This is a genomic window from Frankia sp. KB5 (assembly GCF_002099325.1).
In the GTDB taxonomy this organism is placed as follows: domain Bacteria; phylum Actinomycetota; class Actinomycetes; order Frankiales; family Frankiaceae; genus Frankia; species Frankia casuarinae.
Genome location: NZ_MRUJ01000297.1, coordinates 1 through 8297, shown reverse-complemented (window position 1 = coordinate 8297; position 8297 = coordinate 1). Strand labels below are relative to the sequence as shown.

Sequence of the window (8297 nt, the reverse complement as noted above, 5' to 3'; positions counted from 1 at the left end):
CGCCGTCGGCGCACCGGTCCCCGCATCGACTATCAGCTCGTAGCCTCGCTATTAAGTCGTGGCGTGCTTGGGTGGGTGCCGTACCTCGTCTGACCTGCGCCAACGGCTCTTCGTCCACCCACCCGTCTTTACGGGGGGTCCGGTGGGGGGTCCCGTGGGGGGTCCGGTGGGGGGTCCGGTGGGCTTGTAGGGATCGCGGATAGATGAGCAGTCGGCCTCGTAGTTGAGCACTACATGAGCAGCGGGTACGCGCTAATTGAGCAGTTACCCGCAGTGATGGTGTCGGCCTATGCCCTGGGGTGGCTTCCCGTGGCGCTGCTGGGAGTTCAGCCTGGGCGGGGAGGTCACGCGTGCTGTTTCTGCCGATCCRCACCCCGCACAGCCTGGCGGGTTGGCCACGTGGGTGCTGTCGCGTTCGTGGCCTTGGCCGGCCGCGGGTCCGTGTCGTGAGGCAGTAGGCGGAGCCTGGCCAGGGCATTGCGCCCTGGCCAGGCCGGCCCGCTATGCGACCGTTGTCGGGGCGGGTCTGCCGGCGAGGTGACGGGCGAAGAAGCGCTCGTCGCCGTCCATTTCGAACCTGGGTAGGTCCATGTGGCGGCCGGAGTTGGCGTGCAGCGTTTTCTCGGGGGAGGCGATGGCGTCGAACAGCGCGAGGCCGGCCTCGCGTGGCGCGATCTCGTCGTCCCACTGGAGCAGGAACTGCACCGGGACGGTGATGCGGGTCGCGGCGTCGGTGAGGGTGTCGTAGCCGACGAGACCGAACACGGCGGCGGTGATCCTCGGTTCGGCGGCGACCAACGGCATGCCGATCATGCTACCCAGGGACACGCCCCAGTAGCCGATGGGTCCGCCCGCTCCGACCTCGTCGAGGTGCTGAAGGGCGTCCAGGGCGGCCTGCCACTCGGGAACGGCCTGGGTGGCACGGGCGGCGTTGTCCTCGGCGATCAGCGCGCCGACAGGTTCGCCCGCCGCCATCTTCCGCCGCAGCTGCGCGAAGGACTCTTCGTCGTGCGCGGTTCGCGGTCGGTCGCCGTGCCCGGGCGCGTCGATCGCCGCCACCGCGAAACCGAAACGTGCCACGTAGCGGTGGGCGCGGGCCAGCACCCCTGGGGCGTTCTTGTGCTGGCCGCCGCCGTGGCCGAGCAGCATCAGGGGGCGGGGGCGGGGGGCGGTGGCATCGGCCGGGGACCAGAGCACGCCGGGGACGCCATCAACGGTGAACGGACGTTCCGAGACGCCGTTCGCGGTCGTCTGGGAGGTGAAGCGCATAGGTGCGTTGCCTTTCGGGATGCTTGTGGGCGCTCCCGACGGCCACCTATGTCAGATGAACCGTCCCGCAGCAAGAGGGGAGCACCCAGCCGGATACAGCGGTAATGGGTCTCACCTCCTCAGGCCGTTTCGCGGACACGGTGACGCTACCAGACATGGTGCGGCCCGCGTGGGTGTGGGCCCTGCGCCGCGCGGGCAGGCCTCGCGCCGCGAGGCATTTGTGGAACGGCCGCGGTGCCGTGAGCCGACTCCACCGGTCCGCGGCGGAAGCGTGCGTGATCCTCGTGTGGCCTTGGCGTGGTGGTGGGAGTGTCGCGATCGTCCGACAAGGTGGGTATCTGGAAGTCTCGCCGCCCGTGAGGTGACGATGTGCCAGTTGAAGATCCTTTTGATCGGAACGCCCGTTTCCCCGAGCCAGTCATGTCGCTGCGCCTGGTCGGCGGCGGCGAGGTGTGTCGGCCGTTGCGGCTGGTGCAGGCCCGTGAGGTGGTGGCCGCGAGGCCGTGGCGCACGACGCGCAGCGCCAAGGGGCAGACGCATTACCCGGGTTTCTACTGGTCAGCAACGACTGGCATGCATGTGATCTATGAGAGTCGGCTGGAGTTGGCGCGGCTGTTGCTGGCGGATTTCGACCCGGACGTCGTGGCGATCGGCGCGCAACCCTTTGGCTTGAAGGCCAGTGTCGATGGGCGGGCTCGGCGTCATGTGCCGGATTTCCTGCTGGTTCACACCGACGGGTCGGCGGTGGTGGTGAACGTGAAGCCGGCGGGCAGGTTGGCTGATCCGGAGGTGGCGGAGGCGTTGGACTGGCCGCGGCGGCTGTTCGAGGCCCACGGCTGGGGCTACCAGGTGTGGAGTGGCGAGGACCCGGTCTACCTGGCGAACGTGCGGTTCCTTGCGGGCTACCGGCGGCCTGGGCTGCTGGCCGAGGCGTTGCTGGCCGAGGTGCTGGACGCGGTCGGTCCTGGCGACTGCGTCACGACGCTGACGTCCCGGATGGGTCGGACACGCCCTGCGCCGGCGGTGAAGGCGGCGGTGCTGCGGCTGCTGTGGCAACGCCGGCTGACCACGGATCTGCGTTGCCGGCTCGACGGCGCCAGCCCGCTTCGGGCCGCGTCGTGACCGCCGGCGGGCAGGTGAAGGTCACGGTCGGCACCCGGCTGGCCTATGACGGGCAGTTGTGGGAGGTACGCGAGCTGGCCGCGGCCAGCGTGCTGCTGGCGACGGTGTTGGGCAGCGTCCGGCAGGTTGGCCTGGCGCACCTGCTCGCGCATCCCAGCACGCGGCTGCTGGACGGCGCCGGACACGGCGCGGAGGGTGTCGGGGCGGTGCTGGCGAATCTGAACGGCGCCGAACGGGAACGGCTCACCGAGCGGCTGGGGCATGTGCAGGAGGTCCGGACCGGGTTCCGCCGCGGCGCCGCGGGTCTGGCGTTGCCGGGCGAGCCGCGGCCGGAGTACGCCCCCGGCGCGGCGAAGCTGCTCCGCTATCAGGCGAAGGCCGCTGAGCTGGGGATCGGCGTGTCCACGGTGCGCCGATGGGTGAAGGAGTTCGAGGCGGCCGGCCCGGCCGGCCTGGTCGATGACCGCTGGCTGCGGCGGCGGGCGCCGCTGGGCGGCGCGGACCCGCGCTGGGTGGACACGGCACGGGCGGTCCTGGCGGAGCACACCGACGCGAGCACCCCGACCCGGGACCTGGTCCTGGCGAGGGTGGCGGCCCGCCTGGAACACGAGTACGGCGCCGGCGTGGTGCCTGTCCCGGGCGAGACCCAGGCGCGGGCGATGCTGCGGGAGCTGACGCGAGGCACGAGCGCGTTCGGTGGAGCCAAGGCCCGGCGGGAGATCGCGGGCCGGCCGGCCGCGCCTTACGGCAGGCTGCGGGCGCACCGGCCGGGTGAGTACCTGCTGGTGGACACGACCCGCCTCGACGTGTTCGGCATGGACCGGCTCACGCTGCGTTGGGTGCAGACCGAGCTGACCGTGGCGATGGATCTTTACGACCGGTGCGTCACCGGTCTGCGGCTCACGCCGGTGTCGACGAAGGCGGTGGACGCGGCGGCGGTGCTGTTCGAGTCGGTCCGTCCGCTGCCCGACCCGGCGGCCGGCTGGGTCGATGTCCGGCCGCCTCACCACGGCGTCCCCGGCCGTGTGGTAGTGGACGCCGCGAAGTTGGTGGACGCCGCCGGGCAGCCGCTGCTGCTGTCGGTCGCCGCGGAAACCCTGGTCGTGGACCACGGCAAGATCTACCTGTCGGAGCATCTGCTGTCGGTCTGCCAACGTTTGGGGATCTCGGTTCAGCCGGCCCGTGTTTACCAGGCCACGGACAAGGYGGCGATCGAACGATTCTTCCGCACCCTCGGCGAGCAGCTGCTGGTCGCCTTGCCCGGCTACAAGGGCCCGGACGTCYACCRSCGSGGCRMSGAYGTCGARGAGCAGGCGTTCTACTTCCTCGACGAGCTCGAASAGMTCATCCGYCASTGGGTSGCSGACTGCTACCACCGCCAGCCGCACGCGGGACTCTGTGTCCCGGAGGTCCCCGGGTTGGACCTGTCACCGTTGGAGATGTTCGCCCACGGAGTGACGCGGGCGGGCTACCTGCAAGTCCCGGCCCGCCCCGACCTGGTGTTCGACTTCCTCGCGGTCCAGTGGCGGACGATCCAGCACTACGGGGTCGAGATCGGCGGGCTGCGTTACGACGGGCCGGCGCTGTCGCCTTACCGCTCCCGCACCAGCCCCTACACCGGCGTCCACGCCGGCAAGTGGCCGATCCGCGTCGACACCGACGACGTCAGCAAGGTCTACTTCCAGGACCCGGACGACCACGGTTGGCATGCCCTGCGCTGGGAGCACGCCGACGCGCTCGACGGCCCGTTCAGCGCGGACGCGCTCGCCTACGCCCGCCAGCTCGCCACGGCCACCCACCGCTTCCCCGACACCCGCCGGGCGCTGGCGGCTCTGCTGGCCCGCTGGGACGCCGGGCTGGCTGACAACCGGGCCGAACGGCGCACCGCGGTCCGGCTGTCCGAACAGCGTCTGCGCCTCGTCAGCGACAGTGACCTCGCCCAGACCACGCCAGCGCAGCCGTCCTCGCTGACGCTCGTGCCCGCGGCCGGCGCGTCGGGCGGGACTGAACTTGTCGGCGACGACCGCGACGACGAGCTGGCGGCTCCGTTCCCCGGCGAGGAGCACGATGAACCGATCGCCGCCGGCGGCGACTTCTACGCCGACGCGATGGAGATCGTGTGACCGCACCGGCGGACGGCGGCGAACGGGCCTACAGCCTGTCGACGAAGCAGGGGTGGACGACGTTCGTGACCGCCCCGGACCGGCCCAGACCGGAACCGCTGACTCGCGACGGCTTGGGGGCGCTGTCGGCGGCGGCGCGGGCGGACTACGACGAGCAGCGCGCGGTCTGGTACGCCAACCTCGGCCCGATCCGGACCCCGCAGATGCGGGCCGTCCACGACGACCTCGATGACATCGTCGAGGCCAACCGGCAGGACGGTGACAAGGTCAAAGGCGCCGCGGTCATCGACGCGTTCCCGGGGCTGGGGAAGTCCACGATCGCGCAGACGTTCGCCCGCGGCTTCCACCAGCGCCAGCTGGACCGCTACGGGCCGACGACCGCCGGCGGCCACGAGCGGGTGCCGGTCGCGCATGTCTGCCTGACGTCGTCGACGACGAAACGGACCTTCAACACGATGCTCTGCCGGTTCTTCCACCTGCCGGGATCGGAGCGGGGCAACGCCGAGCACCTCGGGCACAAGGCCGCCGACGCGGTCCTGGCCTGCGACACCAGGCTGATCGTGATCGACGACGTCCACTTCCTCGACCCGCGGCGCGCCGACGGCCGCGATGTCGCGAACCACTTCAAATATTTGGCGAACACCTTCCCCGTCACGTTCCTCTACGTCGGTGTCGGCATCACCCGCCGCGGTCTGCTCGCCGAAGGACTCGGCCCCTCCGAGGAGGAACTCGCGCAGAACGGCCGCCGGTGGACGACGCTCACCGTCGACCCGTTCGAGATCGAAACCGAGGCAGGCCGGCAGACCTGGCGGCGGCTGCTGCTCGTGATCGAGAAGAACCTGATCCTCGCCGAGGGCCATCCGGGGATGGTCGCCGACGACCTGTCGGACTACCTGTTCGCCCGCAGCACCGGCCACTTCGCCTCGCTGATGACCCTGATCGTCCGCGGCTGTCGCCGCGCGGTCCGCACCGGCCAGGAACGGCTCACCGCCGCCCTGCTCGATCAGGTCCGCAACGATGCCGCCGCGGAAGCCGCCCGCCAGGAACTGCACGCCGCCTTCACCCACCGCCGGCTGACCAGCCGGCCCGCCGCGCGCGCCGACGCCGAGACCGCGCTGCCCGCCTTGCCGGCAGCTGGGTGAGCCGGTGGTCGACAGCATCCCGATCCGGCTGGCCCCGCTTCCCGGCGAGGATCTCGACAGCTACCTCCACGCCTACGCCCACCATCTGCACGCCGAGGTCAGCGACATCCTCGCGCTCGCCTTCGCCCCCGGCTGGGGCCAAGGCGTCGACCACGGGCGGCGCCCCTGGGCCTTTCGTCTTGCCCCGCGCGACCGCGACGTTCTCGCCTCTCTGACCGGGCTGCCCGCCCAGACGCTCACGGACATGACCCTCGCCCGCTACGACGACACCGGCCTACTGAGCGGTGTCCGGCCGACCGGACGGCCCCGGCCGCCCCGCTGGTGGAACCAGCTCAAAGGATCACGGTTCTGCCCCCGGTGCCTCGCCGGCAACGGCGGACGGTGGATGCTGGCCTGGCGGCTGCCCTGGACGTTCGCCTGCACCCACCACCACCGGCTGCTCGCCGCGAACTGCGACGCCTGCGACCGCCTGCACCGGCCAGCCGTCCACCGCCCGGCGCAGGCGACCGGGCGGTGCGACACCACCGGCCTGCCCCTGTCCGCACGCATGCGCCGCCCCCAGCTCCCCGGCTGCACCGTCCCCCTGGCCGACACCATCACGATCACCCTCGATCCGCACGGCGCTGTCCTCGCGGCGCAGAAGCACGTCAACAGCCTGATCGACACGCTTATCGAAACCCGGGACGACACGACCACAAACCTGGCGGCAGCGGCCCGGCAACGTCTCGACGACCTGCATGCCGCCGCCCGCGCGGCGCTGCTCGCCCTCACCGCACCCCCACCGCCCCCGGACACGGTCACCGCCGTGCTCACCGATCTCGACGCCGAAGGCTCGAACGTCGCTGCCGATTTGCGGCACACGAACGCCAGCCGGCGCCGGCCGAACGGCACTGCCACCGGTGTCACCATCGCCCACCTCATGCTCGCCGGCCCGCCCGGCGATCCCGACCCGGCCATCACCGACTGGCTGATCGACGCCGCTGCCCACCGGGGCGAAACCGGCCCGATGCTGCTGCTGCGACGCTGGAAGAACACCAGCCCCGACCTGCACGGCGCCCTGCTCAAACGCCTGACACCCCACCTCGACATCACCCGCCAGCTGCGCTACGGCACCTCCGCCACGACGCCCCGCCCGCCCCAGGCCGGCGACGGCCGCGACCGGGCCGCCGCGGTGCCCGCCCTGTTCTGGCGCGGATGGGCCCTGCGACTGAACCCCCAGGGCCTGCTCGACTCGCTGAGCTACCGCACGACGCTGTCCACGCTGTTCCTCCTCGCGGGCACCAACAACCTCGTCTACCAGGACGCCCTCCGACTCCTCGGGCACACCCCCACCACCGGCGCCTACCCCGCCCCGACCATCGCCCGGCTCCGCGACGCCGGCGTCCTGCACACCGTGACCGCAGCCCTCGGCGACCTCGCCGCCGCCCTCGACACCCACGGATCACCCATCGACTACGGCCGGCGCCGCCGCTGGAAACGCTTCACCGCCCCCGCCTTCAACGAACACGCCTGGCACCGCCACTGCACCCAGACCCGCGCCGGGCGGCTGACCTCACCCCGGCAGACGACGTTCGCCCGGCTCTACCTCGCCGAGATCCTCACCGCCGTCCACCCCCACTACCTGCCCCCACCCGCCTGCCTCACAGCACGAGACCGCCCCGACTACGCGAACTTCGTCCGCCGTCTCCCCACCGCCCAGGACGACTACCTACACCACCAGGCCCGCCGCATCCTGTCCCAGGCGAACATCCGCGAACCCGTCGAATGGGAACCGCCCCTCGACTGGATCAGCCCGATCCGCTGGCCAGGACCCGATCCCGCCACCACGCCTCGCGGCGACCAGTGGGCCCGAACCCCGGTGGCCGTCCACCCCGCATCCGCATCGCCGCCGGGCCCACCCAGCACCGAGCAACTCCGCGCCTACCTCGCACAAGGACTCAGTCCCAGACAGATCGCCAAGGCGACCCGAACCCCGCACCCCCTGATCAGCCAACTCCTCACCCAAACCGACTTCGCCAGGCCTGCCGCCTCCGACGTCCTCGCCGCGCTCGACCCAGCCTGGCTCCGCCGCGAATAYGAGCAGAACCAGCGCACCCTCCACCACATCGCCGCCGAACTCGGCATCCACCGAGACGACCTCAGCAGCTACGCCCGCAGCATCGGCATCGCCGTCCRCCGAGGCCGCCGTCCGAAACCCGCACGCACCCACACTCAGTAACCGACACCCACCATCGGCCCGCGCGAGAACCGGAAGATTCTGCTCAACTATCCCCGGCGCCGCCCCCTGGACACTGCTCAGATACACGCGAACTCCCAGGACCGAATGCTCATCTATCTCCGATCCCTACATGGGTGTAGGGATCGGATCTACATGGTCACTCGCAGGGCTACTTGGCCACTGCGTGGCCAGAACCCGACCTACTTGGCCAATCCGCTGGTCAGGGCTGTCCGTTCCCGGTGATCTCGGGTGCGTCCCGCTGATCGGCGTTGGATCTGGCAGGTTCTCGGGCTACGTGGCCAGCGCGCCGCCGGTATGACCGTTTCGTGGCTGCTTGGTGTTGCGGCGGGTCCCGTTTGAACTGGCTTTTCTCACTGGATCTTGTGTGTGTCAGGGTTGCGCCATGGGTGACGTTACGGGCGC

Annotated in this window: 5 protein-coding genes; 4 read left to right on the top strand and 1 reads right to left on the bottom strand. The window is 71.0% G+C overall.

Annotated features, from left to right (window positions below):
* Nucleotides 1-501 precede the first annotated feature (501 nt).
* Nucleotides 502-1269, bottom strand: a complete 768-nt coding sequence (locus KBI5_RS22780) for an alpha/beta hydrolase (protein ID WP_085016410.1) — start codon at nt 1267-1269, stop codon at nt 502-504.
* 420 nt (nt 1270-1689) lie between these two features.
* On the opposite strand from KBI5_RS22780, the gene KBI5_RS22775 reads away from it, so the two are divergent.
* Genes KBI5_RS22775 through KBI5_RS27210 form a run of 4 tightly spaced genes read left to right on the top strand, consistent with a single transcriptional unit; the run spans nt 1690 to nt 7874 of the window.
* Nucleotides 1690-2391, top strand: a complete 702-nt coding sequence (locus tag KBI5_RS22775) for a TnsA-like heteromeric transposase endonuclease subunit (RefSeq protein WP_085016409.1) — start codon at nt 1690-1692, stop codon at nt 2389-2391.
* Nucleotides 2388-4514 carry a helix-turn-helix domain-containing protein gene (locus KBI5_RS22770; RefSeq protein WP_085016411.1) on the top strand — a complete coding sequence of 709 codons (2127 nt, stop codon included), beginning with the start codon at nt 2388-2390 and terminating at the stop codon, nt 4512-4514. Before KBI5_RS22775 ends, KBI5_RS22770 begins: the two co-directional genes overlap by 4 nt.
* Nucleotides 4511-5656, top strand: coding sequence for an ATP-binding protein (locus KBI5_RS22765; RefSeq protein ID WP_085016408.1), 1146 nt, complete (start codon nt 4511-4513; stop codon nt 5654-5656). The genes KBI5_RS22770 and KBI5_RS22765 overlap by 4 nt, the downstream gene beginning before the upstream one ends.
* Before the next feature lie 4 nt (nt 5657-5660).
* On the top strand, nt 5661-7874 hold the full coding sequence (locus KBI5_RS27210) for a TniQ family protein (protein ID WP_116289998.1): 2214 nt from the start codon (nt 5661-5663) through the stop codon (nt 7872-7874).
* Nucleotides 7875-8297 lie beyond the last annotated feature (423 nt).

Coding starts and splice junctions, on each gene's coding strand:
- KBI5_RS22780 (WP_085016410.1), bottom strand. CDS start 1,269: ATGCGCTTCACCTCCCAGACGACCGCGAACGGCGTCTCGGAACGTCCG.
- KBI5_RS22775 (WP_085016409.1), top strand. CDS start 1,690: ATGTCGCTGCGCCTGGTCGGCGGCGGCGAGGTGTGTCGGCCGTTGCGG.